Origin of the sequence: Streptomyces sp. NPDC086147, from assembly GCF_040702165.1 — a bacterium.
GTDB lineage: Bacteria > Actinomycetota > Actinomycetes > Streptomycetales > Streptomycetaceae > Streptomyces.
The window spans coordinates 226,516-249,085 of sequence record NZ_JBFBJO010000010.1; the positions used below are offsets into that span (position 1 = coordinate 226,516).

22 protein-coding genes and 3 pseudogenes are annotated in these 22,570 nt (G+C 74.7%); 16 read left to right on the forward strand and 9 right to left on the reverse strand.

What is annotated here, in order from left to right; all coding sequences use genetic code 11:
- Positions 1-61 precede the first annotated feature (61 nt).
- From AB0398_RS22850 to AB0398_RS22880, 7 genes and pseudogenes are all read right to left on the reverse strand, one after another.
- A pseudogene (locus tag AB0398_RS22850) lies at positions 62-255 on the reverse strand (hypothetical protein); the annotation flags it as partial.
- Between the two features lie 76 nt (positions 256-331).
- Positions 332-874: a DUF3291 domain-containing protein gene (locus AB0398_RS22855; protein WP_366377461.1), complete on the reverse strand. Its 543-nt coding sequence runs from the start codon at positions 872-874 to the stop codon at positions 332-334.
- 32 nt (positions 875-906) lie between these two features.
- Positions 907-1,623 (reverse strand): helix-turn-helix domain-containing protein, encoded by a 717-nt coding sequence (locus tag AB0398_RS22860; protein WP_366377462.1) that lies wholly within the window; start codon positions 1,621-1,623, stop codon positions 907-909.
- Positions 1,624-1,694: 71 nt separating this feature from the next.
- Positions 1,695-2,382 (reverse strand): annotated as a pseudogene (locus AB0398_RS22865) (response regulator transcription factor).
- A gap of 32 nt (positions 2,383-2,414) precedes the next feature.
- Positions 2,415-3,140: pseudogene (locus AB0398_RS22870) on the reverse strand (histidine kinase); the annotation flags it as partial.
- Positions 3,141-3,440: 300 nt separating this feature from the next.
- Positions 3,441-4,058 (reverse strand): TOPRIM nucleotidyl transferase/hydrolase domain-containing protein, encoded by a 618-nt coding sequence (locus tag AB0398_RS22875; protein WP_366377463.1) that lies wholly within the window; start codon positions 4,056-4,058, stop codon positions 3,441-3,443.
- Positions 4,059-4,166: 108 nt separating this feature from the next.
- Positions 4,167-5,540 (reverse strand): cytochrome P450, encoded by a 1,374-nt coding sequence (locus AB0398_RS22880; protein ID WP_366377464.1) that lies wholly within the window; start codon positions 5,538-5,540, stop codon positions 4,167-4,169.
- 141 nt (positions 5,541-5,681) lie between these two features.
- Here AB0398_RS22880 and AB0398_RS22885 point away from each other — a divergent pair, with 141 nt between their 5' ends.
- Together AB0398_RS22885 and AB0398_RS22890 are read left to right on the forward strand one after the other, a co-directional pair.
- Entirely contained in the window at positions 5,682-6,194 is a 513-nt protein-coding gene (locus tag AB0398_RS22885) for a VOC family protein (protein WP_366377465.1), read from the forward strand.
- 192 nt (positions 6,195-6,386) lie between these two features.
- Positions 6,387-7,286: an NAD-dependent protein deacetylase gene (locus AB0398_RS22890; RefSeq protein ID WP_366377466.1), complete on the forward strand. Its 900-nt coding sequence runs from the start codon at positions 6,387-6,389 to the stop codon at positions 7,284-7,286.
- A 61-nt stretch (positions 7,287-7,347) separates the two neighbouring features.
- On the opposite strand, the gene AB0398_RS22895 is transcribed toward AB0398_RS22890, so the two are convergent.
- Together AB0398_RS22895 and AB0398_RS22900 are read right to left on the reverse strand one after the other, a co-directional pair.
- A complete protein-coding gene (locus AB0398_RS22895; protein ID WP_366377467.1) occupies positions 7,348-8,247 on the reverse strand; it encodes a class I SAM-dependent methyltransferase in 900 nt (299 codons plus the stop codon).
- Between the two features lie 110 nt (positions 8,248-8,357).
- Entirely contained in the window at positions 8,358-8,954 is a 597-nt protein-coding gene (locus AB0398_RS22900; RefSeq protein ID WP_366377468.1) for an XRE family transcriptional regulator, read from the reverse strand.
- Between the two features lie 173 nt (positions 8,955-9,127).
- Between AB0398_RS22900 and AB0398_RS22905 the strand changes: the two genes are divergently transcribed.
- The 14 genes from AB0398_RS22905 (at position 9,128) to AB0398_RS22970 (ending at position 22,563) form a co-directional block, all read left to right on the forward strand.
- A complete protein-coding gene (locus tag AB0398_RS22905; protein WP_366377490.1) occupies positions 9,128-9,655 on the forward strand; it encodes an NUDIX hydrolase family protein in 528 nt (175 codons plus the stop codon).
- 113 nt (positions 9,656-9,768) lie between these two features.
- Entirely contained in the window at positions 9,769-10,170 is a 402-nt protein-coding gene (locus AB0398_RS22910; protein WP_366377469.1) for a hypothetical protein, read from the forward strand.
- Between the two features lie 132 nt (positions 10,171-10,302).
- Entirely contained in the window at positions 10,303-10,908 is a 606-nt protein-coding gene (locus tag AB0398_RS22915; RefSeq protein ID WP_366377491.1) for a maleylpyruvate isomerase family mycothiol-dependent enzyme, read from the forward strand.
- Between the two features lie 124 nt (positions 10,909-11,032).
- The gene (locus tag AB0398_RS22920; protein ID WP_366377470.1) at positions 11,033-11,287 is read left to right on the forward strand and encodes a hypothetical protein; all 255 of its coding nucleotides are present in this window, start codon (positions 11,033-11,035) and stop codon (positions 11,285-11,287) included.
- A 44-nt stretch (positions 11,288-11,331) separates the two neighbouring features.
- Entirely contained in the window at positions 11,332-12,435 is a 1,104-nt protein-coding gene (locus tag AB0398_RS22925) for a YihY/virulence factor BrkB family protein (RefSeq protein WP_366377471.1), read from the forward strand.
- Between the two features lie 116 nt (positions 12,436-12,551).
- Positions 12,552-13,583 (forward strand): SDR family NAD(P)-dependent oxidoreductase, encoded by a 1,032-nt coding sequence (locus AB0398_RS22930; protein ID WP_366377472.1) that lies wholly within the window; start codon positions 12,552-12,554, stop codon positions 13,581-13,583.
- 13 nt (positions 13,584-13,596) lie between these two features.
- A complete protein-coding gene (locus AB0398_RS22935) occupies positions 13,597-14,061 on the forward strand; it encodes an SRPBCC family protein (protein WP_366377473.1) in 465 nt (154 codons plus the stop codon).
- Positions 14,058-15,635: an NAD(P)/FAD-dependent oxidoreductase gene (locus tag AB0398_RS22940; protein ID WP_366377474.1), complete on the forward strand. Its 1,578-nt coding sequence runs from the start codon at positions 14,058-14,060 to the stop codon at positions 15,633-15,635. The genes AB0398_RS22935 and AB0398_RS22940 overlap by 4 nt, the downstream gene beginning before the upstream one ends.
- Positions 15,636-15,880: 245 nt before the next feature.
- The gene (locus AB0398_RS22945; protein WP_366377475.1) at positions 15,881-16,297 is read left to right on the forward strand and encodes a YciI family protein; all 417 of its coding nucleotides are present in this window, start codon (positions 15,881-15,883) and stop codon (positions 16,295-16,297) included.
- Positions 16,297-17,442 carry a DUF6596 domain-containing protein gene (locus tag AB0398_RS22950; protein ID WP_366377476.1) on the forward strand — a complete coding sequence of 382 codons (1,146 nt, stop codon included), beginning with the start codon at positions 16,297-16,299 and terminating at the stop codon, positions 17,440-17,442. Before AB0398_RS22945 ends, AB0398_RS22950 begins: the two co-directional genes overlap by 1 nt.
- A gap of 268 nt (positions 17,443-17,710) precedes the next feature.
- Complete coding sequence (locus AB0398_RS22955; RefSeq protein ID WP_366377477.1) at positions 17,711-19,429, forward strand: PP2C family protein-serine/threonine phosphatase; 1,719 nt, start codon at positions 17,711-17,713, stop codon at positions 19,427-19,429.
- A 337-nt stretch (positions 19,430-19,766) separates the two neighbouring features.
- Positions 19,767-20,915, forward strand: coding sequence for an NUDIX hydrolase (locus tag AB0398_RS22960; protein ID WP_366377478.1), 1,149 nt, complete (start codon positions 19,767-19,769; stop codon positions 20,913-20,915).
- 124 nt (positions 20,916-21,039) lie between these two features.
- Entirely contained in the window at positions 21,040-22,071 is a 1,032-nt protein-coding gene (locus AB0398_RS22965) for a saccharopine dehydrogenase NADP-binding domain-containing protein (RefSeq protein WP_366377479.1), read from the forward strand.
- A 141-nt stretch (positions 22,072-22,212) separates the two neighbouring features.
- Complete coding sequence (locus tag AB0398_RS22970) at positions 22,213-22,563, forward strand: WhiB family transcriptional regulator (RefSeq protein ID WP_366377480.1); 351 nt, start codon at positions 22,213-22,215, stop codon at positions 22,561-22,563.
- Positions 22,564-22,570: the final 7 nt, after the last annotated feature.

The window sequence follows — 22,570 nt, forward strand, 5'->3', positions numbered from 1 at the left end:
CCTCAGGAGGACCGCCTGCCCCGCGAACCGGGACGCACACCCGCGTGACCGGGATCCGTGATCACTCGGGCGGGGAGAGCCGCGCGCGTACCCATCGGGGGTCGGGGTTGACGTACGGCCGGCCCGCGGCGAAGACGGTCGGCACCGTCTCGTCACCGCCCTTGACGGCCCTCACCTCGGCCGCGCCGGCCATGATCCGCCGGACAGGCCCTGGATGTCGACCCAGTGCAGCCGGCGGGCGTCGCGGCCCGGCCGGGGCTCTCCCCGAGGGCCGTGCCGGCGACGGCGGAGCCGCAGAGCAGGAACAGCAGCGGGAAGGTCCAGGCGCGCGTCATGGTGACGCAGGCTGTCGGGGAGCGTGCGACGGCTCGGCGGCGGTGTCCGCCGGCGGTGCGTCCCGGAGGTGCCGGACGGCTTCGGCGGCGGTGTGGGAGGAGGCGAAGGTGAAGGCGCGGGGGGACGGGCCGTGCGCGCGCAGGTCCGCCAGCCGCTCTAGGGCCTCGTCGACGGTCGGGAGGTGGCCGGCGGGGACCCACCAGAGCACCAGGTGGGCCTCGACGTGCCGCGCGAACCACTCGCGGCGCCGTCGCATCGCCTCCAGGTGCCCGCTGCGGTAGGCGAAGTCCCACAGGGCCTCCTGGTCCTCCCACACCGACAGGTTGACGATGACGTCCTCGCCCGCCGGGCGCAGGCCGGTGGCGTCGGCCGCGCCCTCCTCCACGAGTCGCCACACGAAGCCGGGGGCGCCGTCGGCGGCGGCGTTGACCGGGTCGAGCAGGTCGACGAAGGGCTTGACGCGCGGGTCGTCGAAGGGGTGGAGGAGCGTGGCGACGTTGAGCTGGGCGAGGTGGACGGCGTGCGGGGAGGCGGTCATGGCCTCATCTCAGCACGGCCCGCTTTTCTATGTCAATCAATGTTGTTTTTAGAAGCTTCGACCACCACGCAGCACTCCCCCGGCCGGGCGTCCATACGGGCGCGCAACGGCCCGTCCGTGCCGAGCAGCCCTTCCAGGAGGGCGAGGTTCATGCCGCAGACGAGCGGCGGGAAGCTCTCGGCGACGGCGTGGAAGGGGCAGTTGCGCATCCGGACGACGCGGGCGTCCGTCCCGGCCGCGCCCTCGGCGGCTCCTGTGTTCTCGGCGTTCTCGGTGCTCTCGGCGGTTTCCAGGTGCGGTTCGTAACCGCGGGCGGCCAGTACCTCCATGGCCTCTTCGAGGGCTCCGCAGGGCGCCGCCGGGCCGCGCAGGGCCTCGCCCCGGCGGCGCGCGGCCGCGCGGAGTCCGGCGTCGAGACCGGCCCGCTCGGCGGCCTCGGCCAGGAGTTCGGCGGCGGTGCGGTAGTCGCGCGCGGGCAGCGACACCGACCGCTCGCCCCGTGCCCGGGTGTACACCTTGGCGGGGCGCCCCGCCCCCGGCCCCGAGCGGCCCGTCAGGCGGCGGCTGCCGCTCTCCAGGAGCCCGGCCTCGGTCAGCCTGTCCAGGTGGTGCGCGGCGAGCGTGCGCGCCACCCCGGCCGCCTCGGCGGCCTCGTTGCGGCCGACCTCGCGGCCCTGGGCCGCCACGTACTCGTACAGGCGGCGGCGCACCGGATCCTGCAACGCCGCGATCGCATCGATGTCTTCCACCCGCCCATTCTATGAACAACGCGGATGGGAGATAGAAAAGCGGACTCCGTCCCGGACCGGTCCCTCCCTGGTCAGGGACCCGGTACGACGAGGCCGGTCTCGTAGGCGACGACGACCGCCTGTGCGCGACTGGCCAGGCCGAGCTTCCCCATGGCGCGGTTGAGGTGGGTCTTGACCGTGGCCTCGCTGATGTGGAGCTCCCCGGCCATCTGCCGGTTCGACATCCCCTTGCCGGCCAGCCGCAGCACCTCCCGCTCCCGGCCGGTCAGCGCGTCGAGTTCGGGCGCCCCGGCCCGGAGGGCCTCCTCCGCGGCGTGGGCGTCCCGGTGGGCGAAGGCCTCGACGAGGCGCCTGGTGACGCTCGGGGCGAAGAGGTGGTCACCGTCGGCCACCGCTGCGACGGCCGTCAGGAGCCGTTCGGGTCCGGAGTCCTTGAGCAGGAAGCCGGAGGCTCCGACGCGCAGCGCTCCGTACACGTACTCGTCGAGGTCGAAGGTGGTGAGGATCAGGACGCGGGGCACCGGGTCGGGCGCCTCGGCGAGGATGCGGGCGGTGGCTTCGATTCCGTCGCCGCCGGGCATCCGGATGTCCATGAGGACGACGTCGGGGCGGAGCCGCGCCGCGAGGGCCACGGCCTCTTCGCCGTCCACGGCCTCTCCGACCACTTCCGTGTGCGGGGCCGCCTTCAGCAGCCCGACCAGAACCCGCGCGGATGAGGAACTGGTCGTCGACGACGAGGACCCTGATCGCCTGGCTCATCCGGGGGTGGTCCTCCTGTGGTGACGGCGGGCTCAGCCCTCCCGGGCCGCCGGCGGGAGCCGTTCGTCCGGGCCGGGGCCACCGCGACGGCCGGTGACGGACGGTGCGCCGGCCCGCGCCGTGAGGGGCAGGGTCAGCCGCACGGCGAAACCGTCGCCGTCGTCGCGCGGGCCGGTGTCGATCCGCCCGCCGTACAGCTTGGCCCGCTCCCGCATGCCGATCAAGCCGTGGCCGGCTCCCGCCGGCGTCCGGGCCGGAATCGACCGCCCTCCTCCATTGGAGACACGCACCTCCAGGTGGTGCGGTCCGTAGCGGACGACGACCTCGGTCGTGGCGCCGGGCACGTGCTTGAGGACGTTGGTGAGGGACTCCTGGACGACGCGGTAGGCGCAGAGGTCGGCACCGGAGCCGATCGGACGGGGCACCCCCAGGACGGTCAGCGCGACGGGCGTGCCCCCGGCCCCGACCCGTGCCACGAGTTCGTCCAGGCGGGCCAGGCCGGGCATGGGGCGGTCCGGCGCGCGGGGGTCGGTGCCCTCGCGCAACAGCGTGAGCATGCGGCGGAGTTCGTCGAGCGCCTCGGTGCCCGTGTCGGCGATGGTGTCGAGGGCCGTGCGCGCGGTGGCGGGATCGCTGTCGAAGACGAACCGCGCGAGGCCCGACTGCACGGAGATCACCGCCAGGTGGTGGGCGACCACGTCGTGGAGCTCCCGGGCGATCCTGCCCCGCTCGTACGCGACCCCCCGCAGGGCCCGTTCGAGGCACGGGCCTCGGCCCGGATCGACCACCCGTCCGTGGTCACCCTTCACGACGTCGTGGTGGAGCGGTCATCACCGAGACCTACAGCCGGCAGGAGGAGGGCGTCCCCCGGCGGCCGGCCAAGACCCTCCTCGTGGTCACCTCCCGGCAGGAACGCGTGACCCTGGGAGTGGACGTGCCCGACGGGAAGAACGCGGCGAAGGCCGCCGCCGACCTGCTGGGCAAGGCCCGGTCCGTCCTCGACGTACGGGATCCGTGACGGTCGTCGCCGCCCCGCGCGGTACGTCGCCGCGCGGCGGTCACAGGCTCGTCAGGAGGTCGTCGAGGGGGCTCGGCACCCGGCCGGTGCCGAGGGCCTCCACCAGGAGGTGGCCGTAGCGGATCTTGCGGCCCTTCTTCGTGCCGAGGAAGCGCCGCAGCTGCTGCCGTCGGGGCCGCCCGTGCTGCGCGGGCTGGTTCAGGAAGGTCTGCCAGGGCCGCAGGTCGCCCTCCCCCCGGATGATCTCCTCGACCCGCTCCGGGCCGAGCGCGCGGACGAGTTCGTCCTCCAGGTCCGCCACGCAGACGAAGAAGCCGCCGGGCGGTGCTCCGGCCCTCCGCAGGCCCCGGTCGTAGAAGCTCCGCTCGCGCTCGTCGCACAGTCCCGTCAGGCGCAGGCCCAGGCCGGGCGGTCCGAGGAGACCGGCGTAGCGGGCGATGTTCATCGCCCCGCCCATCGACACCGCGCACACGCCGTCCGCGGCGAGGTCCCGGCCGCGCCGCGCCGCCAGCGTCTCGACGGCCGCGAGGTCGCTCGGCCCCTCCAGGAGCACCGCCGTCCGCACTCCCAGGGCCGCTGCCAGTTCCCCCGCCGCGTCGCCGGGACCGCCGGCGGCCCAGCGGCCGACCTCGTCCCGGAACGCGTTCATGTCCGCCATGGGACGAGTCTGCACGTCCGCCGGCCGGTACGGCACCGAATATCCGGGCCCCCGTGCGGCGGCCCGGCCCCTCGCACAGGGGCCGGGCCGTGCTCGTCGCCGGGGTGGTCACGCCTCCCTGGGGGTCAGGCGGCAGCGGGCCGGGCCCGCCGCCTGGAGGGTGATCGCGGAGGTGAGGGGCACCTCGGTGTCGACGGCCTCGAACCCGTACCGCTGGAGGACCATCGCCAGGGCGATCACCGACTCCAGCATCGAGAAGTGCTGGCCGATGCAGGCGCGCGGGCCGCCGCCGAAGGGGAACCAGGCGTACCGGGGGCGGGCGGCCTCCGCCTCGGGCGTGAAGCGGTCGGGGTCGAAGCGCTCCGCGTCCTCCCAGTAGTCCGGGTGGCGGTGGGTGACCCAGGGGGCGACGACGACGTCCGCGCCCGCCGGAACGGCGACGCCTCCGATCTCGGTGGCGGCGACGGCACGGCGGCCGATGACCGGGGCGGCGGGGAAGAGGCGCATGGCCTCCTTGAGGACTTGGGTGACGTAGGGCAGCGCGTCGAGGTCGGCGGCGCCGGGGGTGCGGCCGGCGAGGACCCGGTCGACCTCCTCCTGGGCCCGCTTCTGCGCCTCCGGGTGGAGGCCGAGCAGGTGGAGGGCGAAGCCGAGGGAGGTCGCGGTCGTCTCGTGCCCGGCGAGCAGGAAGACGAGGACCTGCTCGCGCAGTTCGGTGGCGTCGAAGCTGCCGTCCTCGGCGCTCTCGGCGCCGATGAGGAGGGTGAGGAGGTCGTCGCCCCCGTCCGACGCCCGGCCCGAGGCGCGGCGGTCGGCGATGATGCGGTCGCAGACCTCGTACAGCGCCTGGTGGACGGCGGCGGCCCGGCGGTTGCCCGGAGTGGGCCAGGTCCGGGGGACGTTGAGGGGGGAGAAGCCTCGGCGCAGCACGTAGGCGCCGAGTTCGGGGAAGCTGCGCTCGACGATCCGCACGGCCGTGTCGACGTCCGTGCCGAAGAGGATGCGGGCGACGGCGCGCAGGGCGAGCCGGGCCATCTCCTGGAGGACGTCTACGGATGCGGCGCCGCCGTCCCGCCACTCCCCGGTGAGGGTGGCGACCTCGGCGGCGATGGCCGCGGCGTAGCCGTCGACCCGGCGGCGGGTGAAGAGGGGCTGGACGAGCCGGCGCTGACGGAGGTAGTCCTCGTCCTGACTGGTGAGGAGTCCGTTGCCGAAGGACTCGCGGACCTCCTGGTAGAAGGCGTTGTCCTTGCGGAAGTTGGCCGACTCGCCGGCGAGGACCTGCTGTGCGCCCTCGGCGGAGAAGACGCCGTAGACGGTGGCGCGGATGCCGGGCGGTCCCGCGGTGATCCGTACGACGTCCCCGTGCTCGCGCCGGGCGCGCAGGAAGGTCGCCAGGGAGTCGTTCTTGAGGTCGAACAGGGAGCCGAGCAGCGGGAGTCCCGCGAGCTCTGGCGCTTCGGTGCCGGCGGTGATGGTCATGGACGGTTCCCCCTCGATCGTCGCCTGCGGTGATTCTCCACCAGGAAGTGACCGACGGGTAGGGATCGTCGAACAGTGGTCCACATCTGGCCTGTTGGCGCGAAACGGTCGCTTGTCAGTGGCGTCTGGGAAGCTCGCGCCATGGACCGAACCGCACCGCCGGAGCACCCCGGGCGCTCCGAGCGCCCCGAGCGCCCCGAGATGACCCTGCAACTGACCATCGACTGCGCGGACCCCCAGCGCCTCGTGCCCTTCTGGCTGGAGGCCCTGCGGTACGTCCCCGATCCGCCGCCCGCCGGTCACGCCACCTGGCGGGCGTACTGGGAGGCCATCGGCGTTCCCGAGGAGGAGCTGGGCGGGGACGCCGGGGAGCTCCCGGAGTCCATCGTGGACCCGGGGGGAACGGGCCCCCGGGTCTGGTTCCAGCGCGTCCCGGAGCCGAAGACGGTCAAGAACCGCGTCCACCTCGACCTCAAGGTCGGCGGCGGCCGCGAGGTCCCGCTCGCGCTGCGCCGCGAGCGGGTGGACGGCGAGGTGTCCCGGCTGACGGCGCTCGGCGCCACCGTCCTGTACACGATGGACCGGCCGAACGACATGGACTACTACGCGGTGGTCCTCCAGGATCCGGAGGGCAACGAGTTCTGCCTCGTCTGACCGGTCCGTCTCGTCTGACCGGTCGGGGGCTTCGCCGAACCGTGCTTCCGGGAATCGCGGTCCGTGCTTCCGGGAATCGCGGTCCGGGCATCCGGGAATCGCGGTCCGGGAATCGCGGGAAGGCCGGTGCCCGTCGTCGTGCGTCGTCTCGTGCGGAGGCGGGTGGCGGCGGCCGTTCCGTACCCTGGCGGCATGCGCATGCGCCCCACTCTGAGCTGGACCCCCGTCGAGGACCTGCCGCCGGGCACCACGGACCCGGAGCCGGTGGTCGACGCGCTGGGCGCCGGCGGCGTGCTGGTGCTCAGCGGGGCGGGCCTCTCCACGGAGTCGGGGATCCCCGACTACCGGGGCGAGGGCGGGAGCCTGAGCCGGCACACCCCGATGACCTACCAGGACTTCACCGCGAGCGCCCGGGCCCGGCGCCGCTACTGGGCGCGCAGCCACCTCGGCCGGCGCACCTTCGCCCGCGCCCGTCCCAACGCCGGGCACCGGTCCGTGGCCGCCTTCGGGCGGCACGGCCTGCTCTCGGGCGTGATCACCCAGAACGTGGACGGTCTGCACCAGGCCGGCGGCAGCGAGGGCGTCGTGGAACTCCACGGAAGCCTGGACAGGGTCGTCTGCCTCTCCTGCGGCACGTTCAGCCCGCGCGACGACCTCGCCCGGCGGCTGGAGGAGGCCAACCCCGGCTTCGATCCGGTGGCGGCCGGGATCAATCCGGACGGCGACGCCGACCTCACCGACGAGCAGGTCGGGGACTTCCGCGTGGTGCCCTGCGCGATCTGCGGGGGCGTCCTCAAGCCGGACGTGGTGTTCTTCGGCGAAGCGGTTCCGCCGCGGCGGGTCGAGCACTGCCGGGAGCTGGTCCGCGGGGCCGCCTCGCTCCTGGTCCTGGGCTCCTCCCTGACGGTGATGTCCGGACTCCGGTTCGTCCGCCAGGCGGCGCTGGCCGGGAAGCCGGTGCTGATCGTCAACCGGGATCCGACCCGGGGCGACCGGCACGCGGCCGCCCGTGTCGCGCTCCCCCTGGGGGCGGCCCTCACCACCGTGGCCGACCGCCTGGGCATTACCGTCGACGACGGGACCGGGGACTGAGGTCGGGACAGAGGGCCGGGGGCGGCACGCCGCCTCCGCCGGCCGCCTGAAGGGCTGCGGATCAGTCCTTCCGGCGGGCGGCCCAGACCATGCGCTCGGTGCGTACGCCGAGGTCGTCGCGGCGCAGGATGCTGTGGGGCCCGTCGGTGTCGAGCAGCCGGTCGAGCGCGGCGAGGTCCTCGGGCGGGAGGACGTCGACGACGCTGCGGCGGATGCGTCGCAGACCGCCGAGGGCGTACGCGCCGACCGTGTCGTCGCCGGAGGCGTCGATGTTCACCGTGAGCGTGCGTTCGCCGTCGAGGACGAACCCGGCGCCGGTGAGCACCGGCCCCCAGTCGGCGCCGCGGTGGGGCACGTGCTCGGCGTGGAAGCGGTCGCTCGCGGCGTGGCAGCGCTCCTCCAGACCGGGCCGGTCCTCCGGGGCGTCCTCGGGCAGGAAGCGGGGGAAGCCGGCCAGTTCGACCACGGCGAGCAGCCCGTCGGGGGCGAGCAGGCCGTGGACCTCGCGCAGGGCGCGGTCGGGACGGCTCAGGTGGTGCAGGGAGGCCGAGGCCCACACCAGGTCCGGGGTGCCGAGGTCGGGCCAGTCGGCCCGGTCGAGGTCGGCCTGCACGGTGCGGACGCGCCCTTCCACGCCCCGGGCGCACGCCTTCTCCCGCAGCCGCTGGAGGTGCCCGGCCGAGGAGTCGACGGCGGTGACGTGGGCTTCGGGGAAGCGGTCGAGGAGGGCGAAGGTGCCCGCTCCCGTGCCGCAGCCCAGGTCCACGATCTCGCGCGGGGGCGTACGGACGGGCAGCCAGGAGATGAGGGCGGCGGTGTGCTCGGCGAGGACTTCCGCGTCCAGGTCGAGGATCTCGGCCTGGACGTTCTGGTCGTCCGCGTCGTGGGAGTGGGAGTGCTCGTGCTCGTGGTCACCGGAAGCGTGGTCGCGGTCGTGGGCGTGGGGGTGTGCGTGGCTCATGCCTCCACGCTAGGACGCCCATGCGCCTGCGGCACGACTCCATGCCGTTTACGCAAGACAATCGTCCCGCCCGCTGCCCGAGGCGCAAGAAGCGGCCGTCCCGTGCCGCCTCACCGGCCGGGCGGAGCCTGAGCGTCGCGGTCGCCGCCGTCGCTCTGGTGGCCCCGGCGGGCGTCGCGGTCGAAGATGCCCAGGACCTCGCACGGCCCCCCTTCCGCTCCGATCGCGTGCGGCATCATCGTGGGGAACTCCGCGGCCTGGTTGGTCTCGACGCGGAAGCGGCGGTGGCCCAGCATGAGGGTCGCGGTGCCGGACAGGACGACGAGCCACTCCCGTCCCGGGTGCGCGCGCATGCGGGACGGGTTGTCCGGCGGAGGGTCGGTCACGCGCTGGCGCACGACGGTCATGCCCGGCTCGCCCTTGATCGGCCAGCGCATCTGCCCGCGCGTGCCGTCGATCATCGGGCTGATGACGACGTCGTCGGCGGCGGTCTCCACGAGCTGGTCGAGCGTGGTGTCCAGGGCGCGGGCGAGGACGACCAGTTGGTCGAGGGCCAGGCGGCGCCGGCCGTTCTCGATGCGGCTGAGGGACGACTGACTGAGCCGGGCCCGGGTGGCCAGCTCCTCCAGGGACCAGCCCTGCGCCACCCGCAGGGCGCGGATCCGTTTGCGTACCAGACCGTCCAGATCCTCGTCGTCTTGCTGCATGAGCAACATCGTATGCACCCACCGCAAAGTCGACACGACCCGTGTGCCCCGCCCCTTCGCGGACCGGGGAGCCGCAGGGGGTTCATCGGAAACGTCACCCGAACGAGGGGTGTGGCCTTCCTGCCCCATTCCGCTGGAGCCGACCGGGTAAGTATGATCAAGCGATGTCTGATATGACCGAGACCACGCCCGGCTGGCTGTCCACGGACGAGCTGGAGATGGCCAGGGCCCACATGCCCATCCTGTATGTCGAGGCCGTGCCCGTACGCGTGGACGACAGCGGCGAAGTCACCAGCGTCGGGCTGCTCCTGCGCATCGGCGCGGACGGAACGATCAGCCGCACCCTGGTGTCCGGCCGTGTCATGCACCACGAGCGGGTCCGCGACGCGCTGCTGCGTCATCTGGAGAAGGACCTCGGCCCCGTGGCCCTGCCCCGCGTCCCCGCCTCCCTCCAGCCCTTCACCGTCGCCGAGTACTTCCCCACGGCGGGCATCACCCCGTACCACGACCCCCGCCAGCACGCGGTGTCCCTCGCCTACGTCGTGCCGGTGACCGGTGACTGCCGTCCCCGTCAGGACGCCCTCGACCTCGTCTGGTTCAGCCCGCAGGAGGCGGCCTCCCCCGCCGTGCAGGACGAGATGCCGGGCGGCCGGGGAGCGCTCCTGAAGCAGGCCCTCGCGCACGTCGGACACACCTACTGAGAGCACCCCGTACGGGAGCCGGCGACCGTGCCGGGGCGGCGTCCGGGCCAACCGGGGCGGGCGCGCCGCGTGGCGCCGCCCCGGTGCCGGTCCCGCGCGCCTACGGTGCCCGCATGACGACAGAACCGGAAGGCGACCCGGCCGAGTCGGCCGACGTCCGTGCGGCGCGCGCGGCCATCGAGGCCCATCTGGACCGTACGGATCCGGCCCGGGAGCGGGAGCCGCGCACCACGGGCGCCCTCACCTCTCGGGAGGAGGACACGCGGGACGGCGGGCGTCGCATCGACGACGCCACGGCGGAGCGCATCGCCCGCGAGGCCTGGGACGCGGTCCTCGCCGCCACACCGCCCCCGCCCGACCCCGGAACCGACCCCGCTCCCGCGCGCAGCGCCCGGGAACCGGCGGAGGTCACCGAGCTCCGCAGGCGGGCGATCGCCGTCACCCGTGGCCTGCGGGAGCTGGGCCACCACCTCGACGAGACGCTCCTGCCCGGTCCCGACATGGCCGCCGGTTAGTTCGAACCCGGCGGCCTGTGCGGACCGCGGCCCCGTACGCGCCGGGCGATGAGTTTCCGCCGTCCCCTCGGTCCTCACTGTCGGAACATCGTGACCGACCGAGGAGGAGCCGTGGTGGACGACGTCTGGCCGATGGTGCACGCGGAGCGCGCCGCGCTCGTCGAGGACCTCGCGCGGATCGGCGAGGAGCAGTGGGACGCGCCGTCGCTCTGCGCCGGGTGGAGCGTGCACGACGTGGCCGCCCATCTGGTCGACACGGCCCGGACGACACGTGCGGGATTCGTGGTCGGTCTCGTCCGGGCGCGGTTCGACTTCGACCGCCAGAACGCCCGGGGAGTGGCCCGGGAGCGCGGCGCCACGCCCGGGGAGACGCTGGAGCGGTTGCGCCGGGTGGTGTCACGCAGGTCGACGCCGCCGGCGCCCCTCGACAGCCGGCTCGTCGAGGAGGTCGTCCACGGCGAGGACATCCGCCGGCCCCTGGGACTCGCCCGTGCCTATCCGCCCCGGGCCGTCGTGCGGTCGCTCCGTCTCCAGGCGCGGACCCCGGCGGCGTTCGGCGGGGCCGGGGAACTGCTGACCCGCGTCCGGCTCTCCGCGACCGACGCCGACGTGGACACGGGCACCGGGCCGGAGGTCACCGGGCCCGCGCTCTCCCTGCTCCTGGCCGTCTGCGGGCGGACGGCGGCCTTCGACGACCTGGACGGACCGGGCGTCGCCGTGCTGCCGAGCGCCCGCTGAATCCGTCGGTCGCAGAACCTTCACACGAGCCGTCGCGCGTCGGACGCGGATGCGGGCACTCGCACGGGGAGCGAGGAAACGCGGTTCGGCGAGGCCGACGCGTTCGACGAGGAGGAAATGTGCCGTGGTTGCGATCGCCGTTCTCCTGCTGCCCCTGCTGGGACTGCTCCTGTTCCTCATGGACCGGGTCGAGGACCGGGTGATGACTCCGCCGAAGGCCTCGCGCCACGCCGGCCGTCGCCACCTCCGGCTGGTGACCTCCCCCGGCCGGCCCGCCGGGGAGCGCCGCCCGGCGCGGCACCGGTCGGTCCGGGGCGGGTCCGCGCGCGGCGGCGGGAACGAGCCGGGCACGGACGCCGGGCGCGCCGACGCGGCCTGAACGACGTGGGCTTATGCCCGCCGAGCGGGGGCAACCGCAGGGGCATGGCCACATCTCACCATGCAGGAGACGAAGAGCGCGGCGACGAGGCCGCGGAGCGGGAGACGCCGACGCCCGAGGAGGTCGGGCCGGGGCCCGAAGTGGAGCGGCGCGCGCCGGACGCCCCGACGGAGCTGAAGGGCCGGTCCTGGCTCGGGGTCCTCAAGGGCTCGGCGCGGGAGTTCAAGGACGACGAGCTGACGGACCGCGCGGCGGCCCTCACGTACTACGGCATCCTGGCCCTCTTCCCCGCGATCCTGGTGCTCCTGTCGCTGCTCGGCATCAGCGGGAAGTCGACCACCGACCGGGTGATGGAGAACCTGCGGCAGCTCACCCCCGGGCCGGCCCGCGACATGCTGAACAACGCCGTGGAACAGCTCCAGGGCCAGGCCGGCACGGGCTCGGTCATGGCGGTCGTCGGCGTGGTGCTCGCCCTCTGGTCGGCGTCCGGCTACGTCGGGGCGTTCATCCGGGCGGCCAACCAGGTGTACGACATGCCGGAGGGCCGCCCGGTGTGGAAGCTCCTCCCCGTACGGGTCGGCATGACGGCCGTCCTGATGGTCCTCGCGGTGATCAGCGCCCTGATCGTGGTGTTCACCGGCACCCTGGCGCACCAGGCCGGGACCGCGCTCGGCATCGGCGACACCGCGCTGACCGTGTGGTCGATCGCCAAGTGGCCGGTCCTGGTCCTGCTGGTGTCGGCCATGATCGCGCTGCTGTACGGGGCCAGCCCCAACGCCAAGGTCAAGGGGTGGAAGTGGATCACCCCGGGCAGTTTCCTGGCCCTGCTGATCTGGATGCTGGCCTCCGCCGGGTTCGCGCTGTACGTCAGTCAGTTCGCCTCGTACAACAAGACGTACGGCACGATGGCCGGCGTCATCGTGTTCCTGGTCTGGCTGTGGATCAGCAACCTCGCGCTGCTCCTGGGGCTCGAGTTCGACGCGGAGACGGTGCGGCAGCGGGCCGTGCTCGGCGGGATGCCGCCGGAGCAGGAGCCGTACACCGAGCCGCGGGACACGCGCGCCTGGGACGAGGACGACCTGCGGCGGATCGAGGGGTCCGACCGGGACGCCGGGGAACGGCGGTCTGGTGACGTGCCGGGGAAGTAGGCGGAGGGCCTGTCCGACCCTGACCCGCCGGACAGGCCTCCAGGGGCGGGGCCCGGTCCCGCTCCGATGGGCCACCCCGGGTGCATGAACCCTCCGGAACAGGTCAGATGCGACGCATGAGGGCAAGAGAACGCGGGCTCGCGCCCGGCACCGTCGTCGTGGTCACGGGCGCGTCGAGCGGGATCGGGCGCGCCGTGGCGCGGGCGTTCGCCGCGTGCGGCGCGCGCCTGGCCGTCACCGCCCGCAGCACGGACGCCCTGGACGAGGTGGTGCGGGAGTGCGCGGCCGCCCACGCCCTGGCCGAGGCGGTGGCCGTTCCCGCCGACGTCACGGACGCGGCGGGAACGGCCCGGGTCGCCGAGGCGGCGCTCGACCGGTTCGGCCGGGTCGACGTGTGGGTGAACGCGGCCGGAGTCGGCGTCCTGGGCCGCCTCGACCAGGTGCCGCCGGACGACGTGCGGCGGCTGTGGGAGGTCAACGTCCTGGGCGTGCTCCACGGGATGCGGGCGGCGCTCCCCGCGATGCGCCGCCGGGGCCGGGGCGTGATCATCGACCTCTCGTCGCTGCTCGGGGGCGCCGTCGAAGCGCCCTACCAGGGCCCCTACGCGGCCTCGAAGGCCGCCCTGATCACGCTCGACGAGGTGCTGCGCCAGGAGCTGGCGCTCTCCGGGGACCACGGGATCTCCGTCTGCACCGTCCTGCCGACCGGCGTCGACACCCCGTTCTTCCAGCACGCGGCCAACCGCACGGGCCGCCGTGTGCGGTCGCTGCCGGCCGTCGCCACTCCCGAGCGGGTCGCGGCGGCCGTCGTGCGCGCGGCGGTCCGACCCCGGCGGCGCGTGGTGGTCGGGCCGGGCGCACGGCTCCTGCCGATCACCCACGCCCTGGCGCCCAGTCTGGTACGGAGCGTGATCCAGCGGCGCACCGAGAAGACGTACTTCGGCGCCCCGGGCACGGCTCCGGAGACCGACGGCATCCTCCACGAACCGTCCGGGGACACCGCGGCGGTGTCCGGCGGCCGGCAAGCGCGGCTCCGTACGGCGGGCCGCCGGGCCGCCGTCCTGGCTGTCGGGGCCGGAGTGGTGGCCGGTGCCCTCCGCGTCCGCTCCCGGCGTCCCCTCCGACTTCCCTCCCGTCTTCCCCTCTGAGGAGATCGCAGCCATGGCACAGTGGAACCGCCTCATCGAGGCCACGCCCGAGGACGTCTGGTCCGTCCTGAGCGACGGCCGGCTGTACTCGCGGTTCGTGGTCGGCACCCACGACACGTGGGAGGAGGACGGGGAGTGGCCCGCCCCGGGCGCGGAGCTGGGATACCTGCTGAAGCTCGGGCCGAAGTCGTACCGGGGCAGCACCACCTCCCGGATCTGCGAGCCGGGCCGCCGCCTCGAACTGGAGGCGAAGACCGACCTGGGCACCGCCCGCATCGCCTTCCGCCTGGTGCCGTGGGGCGGCGACACCCTCGTCATCGTCGACGAGCACCCGCTGCGTGGCCCCGCGGCGCGCTGGCACAACACGGTCGTCGACGCGCTGACCCGCTTGCGCCACCGCGGGATGCTGGCGCGCCTGGAGGAGGTGGCCACCGCCCGGGCGCGGGGGGCCCGCCGGGAGCAGGGGGCCCGGTCGTGACAGCGCCCGACGCCGTGGTCGTCGGCGCCGGGCCCAACGGCCTGGTGGCGGCCAACCTCCTCGCCGACGCCGGATGGCACGTCGTCGTCCTGGAGGCCAGGGACGAACCGGGCGGGGCCGTGCGCAGCGACCGGGGAGTCCACCCCGACTACGTCCACGACACGTTCAGCGCCTTCTACCCGCTCGCCGCCGCATCGCCGGTGATCCGGGACCTCGCGCTCGACCGGTACGGCCTGCGCTGGAGCCATGCCCCCGCCGTGGTCGCCCATCCGCTCACCGACGGACGCTGCGCCGTCCTCGAACGCGAGGTCCGGGACACCGCCGCGTCGACGGCCGGTTTCGCCGCGGGCGACGGCGCGGCCTGGGAGCGGCTGCACCGGCTCTGGCGCGGTGTCGCCGACGATCTGATCGGATGTCTGTTCACCCCGTTCCCTCCGGTACGGGCGGGGGCGCGGCTCCTCGCCCGGACCGGTCCGAACGACGCGTTGCGGCTGCTGCGCACGATGCTCCTGCCCGCCCGCCGCTTCGGCGAGGAGAACTTCGCGGGCGACGGCGGGAAGCTGCTGATCGCCGGGAACGCGCTCCACGCCGACCTGGGTCCCGAGTCGGCCCTCGGCGGCGGCTTCGGCTGGCTGATGAGCATGCTCGGTCAGGACCACGGCTTCCCCGTGCCCGTCGGCGGAGCGGGCAGGCTCACCGACGCGCTCGTGGCGCGGCTGCTCGACCGGGGCGGTGAACTGCGCTGCGGGCATCCGGTGACGCGGATCGTGGTCCGGGGCGGCCGGGCGGTCGCCGTCCGCACCGACGACGGCACCGAGGTCCCCGCGCGGCGGGCGGTCCTCGCCGACGTCCCGGCGCCGCAGCTGTACGAACGCCTGGTCGGCGAGGAGCACCTGCCGCCGCGGCTCCGCGCCGAACTGCGCCGCTTCCAGTGGGACTTCGCCACGGTGAAGGTGGACTGGGCCCTCGACCGCCCGATCCCCTGGACCTCCGAGGGCGCGCGCCGCGCCGGGACCGTCCACGTCGCCGAGGGCGTCGACGCGCTCACCCGCTTCGCCGGGCAGATCGCCATGCGGCAGGTGCCGGAGGTGCCGTTCACCGTGCTCGGGCAGATGACCACGGCGGACCCGAGCCGCTCCCCCGCCGGTACGGAATCGGCGTGGGGCTACACGCACGTCCCGCAGCACATCCGGTCCGACGCCGGGGAGGACGGCATCACCGGGCGCTGGGACGAGCGCGAGAAGGAGGCGATCGCGGACCGCGTCGAGGCGGGCATCGAGCGCCTGGCGCCCGGGTTCCGCGCCGCCGTCCGCGCCCGGCGGATCCTGGCGCCGCCCGATCTGGAACGGCTCAATCCGTCCCTGGTGGGCGGGGCCATCAACCAGGGCACCACCAACATGCACCAGCAGCTGGTCTTCCGCCCCGTGCCGGGCACCGGACGGCCGCGCACCCCGATCCGGGGCCTCTACCTCGCCTCCGCGACGGCGCACCCGGGCGGCGGCGTCCACGGCGCCCCCGGCGCCAACGCGGCCCGCGCCGCGCTCAGGGGCCCGCACCTCCCCCGGCGTCGGTAAAGGCCCCGCCGCCACGGGGGGCGGCCTCGGACGGGGGTCGCCCCCTCTCACGTGCCCGAGGAAAGGGCCCGAGGAAAGAGTTCGTGCGAAGGTCCCGTGGAAGGGCTCACGGAAAGGGCTCACGGCGAGGGCTCGCGGAAAAGGCGAAAAAAACTTTGGCCGGCGATGTCGAGAACCCGTGCCCCGCTCCGTCCCAGGGGTGAACGCGACCACAATGGGCCGCACCCCCTCCGAGGAGAGACACCATGGCCAAGTACCTGCTGCTGAAGCACTACCGGGGCGCTCCGGCCGCCGTCAACGACGTGCCCATGGAGCGGTGGACGCCGGAGGAGATCTCGGCGCACATGCGGTACATGAACGACTTCGCGGACCGGCTGCGGGAGAGCGGCGAGTTCGTCGACGGTCAGGCGCTCGCCCCCGAGGGGGCGTGGGTCCGCTACGACGGCGAGGGCCGCCCGCCGGTCACCGACGGCCCCTTCGCCGAGACCAAGGACCTGATCGCCGGCTGGATGGTGATCGACGTCGACGGCCACGAGCGCGCCGTCGAGCTGGCGGGCGAGCTGTCGGCCGCGCCCGGGGCGGGCGGGAAGCCGATCCACGAATGGCTTGAGGTCCGCCCCTTCCTGACCGCGCCGCCCACCGCCGCGGAGTGGTGCCACTGATGGACGAAGCCCTGCTCAGGGGCCTCGTGCCGGGTGTCCTCGGGATCCTCGTCCGCCGTGGAGCCGACTTCGCGGCGGCCGAGGACGCCGTGCAGGACGCGCTGGTCGAGGCGGTCCGCGTCTGGCCGGCGGATCCGCCGGGGGATCCGAAGAGCTGGCTGGTCACCGTGGCTTGGCGCCGGTTCCTCGACGCGACCCGGGCGGACACCGCCCGCCGCCGGCGCGAGGGCCTCGTCGACGAGGAACCGGCTCCCGGGCCCGTGCCCGCGGTGGACGACACGCTCCGGCTCTACTTCCTGTGCGCCCACCCGTCGCTGACGTCGTCGTCCGCGGTCGCGCTCACGCTGCGCGCCGTGGGCGGGCTGACCACCCGGCAGATCGCCGAGGCCTACCTGGTGCCCGAGGCGACCATGGCGCAGCGCATCAGCCGGGCCAAGCGGACGGTCTCCGGCGTGCGCCTCGACCGGCCCGGCGACGTGGCCACCGTGCTGCGCGTCCTCTACCTGGTCTTCAACGAGGGGTACTCGGGCGATGTCGACCTCGCCGCCGAGGCCATCCGGCTCACCCGGCAGCTCGCGGCCGTGATCGACCACCCCGAGGTGGCGGGGCTGCTCGCCCTCATGCTGCTCCACCACGCCCGGCGCGCGGCGCGGACCGCGCCCGACGGCGGTCTGGTGCCGCTCGCCGAGCAGGACCGGGGCCGGTGGGACACGGGGGCGATCGCCGAGGGCGTCGGGATCCTCCAGGCGGCCCTCGCCCGCGACCGGCTGGGCGAGTTCCAGGCCCAGGCCGCCGTCGCGGCGCTGCACGCCGACGCGCCCACCGCCGAGGAGACGGACTGGGTGCAGATCGTCGAGTGGTACGACGAGCTCGCGCGTCTGACGGACAGCCCGGTCGTCCGGCTCAACCGCGCGGTGGCCGTCGGCGAGGCGGACGGGCCGCGGGCCGGTCTCGCGGCGCTCGCGGCACTGGACGGTTCGCTGCCCCGGTACACGGCGGTGGCGGCGTACCTCCACGAGCGCGCCGGTGACACGGCGACGGCGGCGCGGCTGTACGCGGTGGCGGCCCGCGAGGCTCCCAACCTCGCGGAGCGGGACCATCTGACGCGCCGGGCCGCCCGGCTCAACACCGGCCGGAGCCTCTGAGGGGGCCGCCGGAGGCCGCCAGGGCCGTCGGCAGGCCGGGCCGCCAAGGCCGCCGACGGGCCGGGGCCACGGAGCCGTCGCGATCCGGCCCCGCCCGACTCGTTCGCCTTTGTGCATGAATCCGCCGGTGTCGGGCAGCCGCCCCCGTGGCGGCCGGGGCCCTGGCGGCCGTGCGGGTCGCCGTCGGGCGAACGGCCGGTGGTGCCGAACGAGGCGCCGCCGGGGCTCGGCGGCGAGCGGCACGTCGTGCGGTTCGCGGAGGCGGACGATGAGCTTTCCCCTGCCCGACAGCGTCGATGCCCTCAAGGACATGATCGGCCGAGAGGTCACCTCCCTGCGCGCGGCGGTGCGCCGGAACGCGGAGCGCCCCCTGGGGGCGCCGGCCGGCACCGAGCGGGCGTCGCCGGTGCAGTCCCTCGCGGTGCTGTCGCCCTCGGCGGAGACGGGCGAGGCCTCGCCGTGCCTGTGCGGCAACCATGAGCCGGGGGCCCGCGGGGCCTGTTCGATACTCACCGCGATCCCGGCCTCGGCCGTGCTGCTCGAACCGCTGTGGAACGAGTCGGGCGGCATCCCGGACTTCCGGATCGTGGCCGGCAACCGCATCCGGTCGGCGGACTGGCTGGACGAACCGGACCACCAGGTCGGGCAGCGGTTCCTGGAGGCGCGGCCGGGCGCGGCGGACTCGGGCCTCCTCGCCGCCCTGACGGACGTGGTGGCCACCGGCAAGCCCCTGAACGGGCAGGTGGTGGACTACACGGAGCAGCGGCTCGGCCGGATCCACCGGACCCCGCTGCTCTACACCGCCGCCCGGTGCGGCGAGCAGGTCCTCATGACGTGGCGGCCCCTGCAGAGCCCGGCCGAGCTGATGACCATCGACGCGCAGTTCATCGCCTCGATGGGGTGGGGCAACTGGGACCTGCTCTCCGGGAAGGTGACCTGGTCGGAGGGGCTCAGCCGGATCCTCCACGCCGACGTGCGGATGCCGTGGTCGCTCGACCAGCTGTGCGACGCGCTGCTGCCGGACGACCTGACGGCGTTCGCCGAGTTCCTCACGTCGGTCCTCGCGGGCGAGGAGCCCGCCTGGACCCGGATCCGCTTCGTGGTGCTCGGCGAGGTCCGCACGCTCGACCTCCTGGGCCGGCCGGCCACCGGGACGGACGGCAGGGCGTGGGCCCTCAACCTGGTGGCCCGCGACCTCACGCCGCAGATCCGCAGCCGGCGGAGGCTGGCCGAGACGGAGCGGGAGACGGACCGGCTGCGGCGGCAGACGGAGGCGGAGCGGAGGATCGCGGACACGCTGCGCGAGGCGATCCTGCCGACGCATTCGGAGGCGCTCGCGGCGGTCGGCCTCACGGTGGCGGCCTCCTACCGGCCGGCCGAGCCGGACGCGGCGGTGGGCGGTGACTGGTACAAGTGCCGGCTGCTGCCGGACGGCCGGGTGCTCGTGGCGATCGGCGACGCGTCGGGGCACGGCCTGGAGGCCGTGGCGCGGATGGCGCAGCAGCGGCACGCCCTGGCGGGCCTGGCGCAGACGGGCGCGTCCGCCGGGGAGATCACGACCTGGCTGAACGAGCTGGTGTGCAGCGATCCGACGGGGCAGACGGCGACGGTGGTGGTCGGCCACCTCGACGAGGAGAAGGTCCTGCACTGGGCCGACGCCGGGCATCCCGCGCCGCTGCTGCTGCGCGACGGGCGCGCCGAGCCGCTGGAGGCCAAGCAGCGCGGTCCGCTCCTCGGCGCGCTGCCGGGGTACGCGTACGAGACGTCGTCGACGCCGCTGCGCCCGGGCGACCTGCTGGTCCTCTACACCGACGGCATGGTCGAGCACCGGGGCGAGGACGTGACCGTGGGGATCGCGCGGCTGGCGGACGCGCTGGGGGCCTCGGCCCTCCTGGAGCCGCGGGAGGTGGTCGACGCGCTGCTGGCCGACCCCGAGCTCGCGGGCCACGAGGACGACGCGTGCGTCCTGGGGATCCGGGTGGACTGAGCGCGCCCGGCGGGCGGTACGGCCACCACCGCCGCCGTACAACGTGCGCGGCGACGGACCGGGGCGGGTGCGCGGGCGGGGCGGACGCGCCGGTGAGCCGGGTCCGGTCAGGACTGCTGTGCCGGTCGGTCGGCGGCGCGGGCGGGGTGAACGGTCGTGCGGTCCGGTCCTCCGCGCGTGGGCGTGACGCTCCGCTCCCCTTGTCCGTTGAGCGGACCGGGGCGGGCGTGTGGCCGTCGGACCGCCGGGGAACGAGACGGTTTCCGCGGCGCGGTCACCCCGCTCCACGGCACCCTTCTTCGCCGCCCCGCCGGGGCGCCGCACCGATCGGAGAGAGATGACGACGCCTTCCGCCCCCGACGAGTCTCCCGGCACGTCGATGACCGACGAGGAGTACGGGGCCCTGCGCGCGTCCGCCGCCCTGTGGGCCGGTACGTCCGTGCTGATCACCGACGTGCGCGGGCGGGTCCTGGTCCAGCGCGTCGACTACCGCCCCTCGTGCCTCCTGCCGGGCGGGGCCGTCGACAAGGGCGAGTCCCCCGCCCGCGCCGCCGCCCGGGAGCTGTGGGAGGAGCTCGGCGTCACGGCGGTCGTCGACCGGGGACTCGCCGTCGACTGGGTCTCCGCCGAGAGCTTCGGCGCGCCCGGGGTGATGCGGTTCCCCGGCGAGATCCTGCACGTCTACGACGGGGGCGTCTGGGACGGGGAGCGGATCGCCTCGATCCGGCTGCCCGGGCACGAGGTCGAGGCCGTGGAGTTCGTCGAGCCCGCCGATCTGCCCGGTCTGATGATCCCGGGCGACGCCCGCCGCGTCCTGTCCGCGCTGCGCGCCCGCGTCGAGGGTGCCGGTCCCGCGCTCCTGGAGAACGGCGTCCCGATCGCCCCCGGCGTCCTGGACCGGGTCGGCGCCCTGCGCACCGCCCGGGTCCCCCGCCACCACCCCTTCGACCCCGCCCCGGTCCCGGACGGCCTTCCGGTCCACCGGTCGCAGGGCTGGCTGTTCGCCCCGGACGGGAGGGTCCTCGTCCTTCTGGACCCCGCCACCGGCGCGGCCCGCCTGCCCGGCGGCGCGCCCGGACCGGCGGACCACGGCGATCCCTGGGCCACCCTGGTCCGCGAGGCGGACGGAGAGGCCGCGGCCAAGGCCGCCCGCCCCTTGTACCTCGGCCACCTCCTCGACCCGGAAAGCCCGGCAGACCCTGACGGCCCTAACGGCCCTGACAGCCCGGACCACCCGAACGGGCCGTACGCGCTCGTCCGCCACGCCGCCGCCCTCACCCGCTTCGGCCCGCCGCCCGCCGGTTCACCCGCCGACCGTGCCCCCGTCCGGGCGCTGGCCACCCCGGAGCAGGTGCTGGAGCTCTCCGACTGGGGCCCGCACGGGGCCGCGCAGCTCGCGGCCGTCCACCGGGCCCGCGATCTCCTCGGCATCCCCCGGGCCGACCGCCGACCCCTCACCGAAGTGACCGGTCCCGTCGCCTACTAGGGCGCGTCCGACGCCCTGTCCGAAAGTGTGCGGGGGACGGCACTTCCGGTTCTGGTGCCGGCCGGCCGCCCCCGCCAAGATTGTTCACAGTTGAACAATCAAGAACGGCGGGAGAAGAGACGTGATGGGTACGGGGCAGATCGTGACGGTCTTCGGGGCGTACGGACACACCGGGCGGTTCGTGGTGGCGGAGCTCCTGGAGCGGGGGTTCGTCCCGGTCCTGGCCGGGCGCGACGAGAACAAGCTGCGGGCGTACGCGGAGACCCGGCCGGGGCTCGACGCACGGACGGCCACGGTCGACGACCCGGCCTCGCTGGACCGCGCGCTGGCCGGCGCGAGCGCCGTGGTCAACTGCGCCGGCCCCTTCGCCTCGACCGCGGGGCCGGTGATCGAGGCGGCGCTCCGGGCCGGGATCCCGTACGTGGACGTGGCGGCGGAGATCGAGGCCAACCTCGACACGTTCGCGCGCTACGCGGAGCGCGCCGCCGCGGCGGGCACCCTGGTGGTCCCCGCGATGGCGTTCTTCGGCGGCCTCGGCGACCTGCTGGTCACGGCGGCGACGGACGACTGGACGGAGGCGGACGAGGTGCACGTCGCGTACGGGCTGAGCGGCTGGCACCCCACCGCCGGGACCCGCACGGCGGGCGCGGTCTCCCGGGAGCGCAGGGACGGGCGGCGCGTGGTGTTCGACGGCGGGAGGCTGGAGTACCGCGACGACGCCCCGCCGACCCTGGAGTGGGGCTTCCCCGAACCGCTGGGGACCCGGTCCGTGATCGGGGAGTTCACCATGGCCGACGTCGTCACCGTCCCCAGCCATCTCAAGGTTCCCCGGGTGCGCACCTACATGACGGTCGAGGCGGCGCGGGAACTGTCCGCCCCCGACACCCCGGCGCCGGCCGCGGTCGACGCGCACGGGCGGTCCGACCAGACGTTCCTCGTCGACGTCCTCGTGCGCTCCGGCGGGGAGGAGCGGCGGGCCGTGGCGCGCGGCCGGGACATCTACGCCGTCAGCGCGCCGCTCGCCGTGGAGGCGCTGGACCGGGTCCTCACCGGCCGGACCGGGACGGTCGGCGTCGCCTCCGCCGGCGCGGCCTTCGACGCGCCCGGCTTTCTGCGCGCCCTGTCCCCGCACATCTCGTTCGAACTGTCCCGGTGACGCGCGGACTCCCGCGTTCCGGGGAAGGCCGCCGCGGGAACACGGCGACGTGTTTTCCCAACCCGGGTGTTTCGAGGTGGTCTTTGCGGCCAGACGCGACATTGGAGGCATTCACGAACTGATTCGAGGAGGACGACCGGGATGGCCAAGGTGTCGCATCTGCCCGGGCGGGCGGAGCACCAGTGGAACTGGCAGACGGCGGCGGCGTGCCGCGGCGTGGGCACCGAGGTGTTCTTCCACCCCGAGGGCGAACGGGGGCAGGAGCGAGCGGCGCGCGAGGAGGCCGCCAAGGCCGTCTGCACGACGTGCCCCGTGCGCGCCCGCTGCCTGGAGCACGCGCTCAGCGTGGCGGAACCGTACGGGGTCTGGGGCGGGTTGACGGAGCAGGAACGCGAGGCGGCCCTCCGAGCCGCAGCACCGTGTAACGGAGCATGTCAGTCCACTCTTCCGTTCCGAAAAGATCCCGTACGGGACGAACGTCCTTCCCAGTGAAACACGG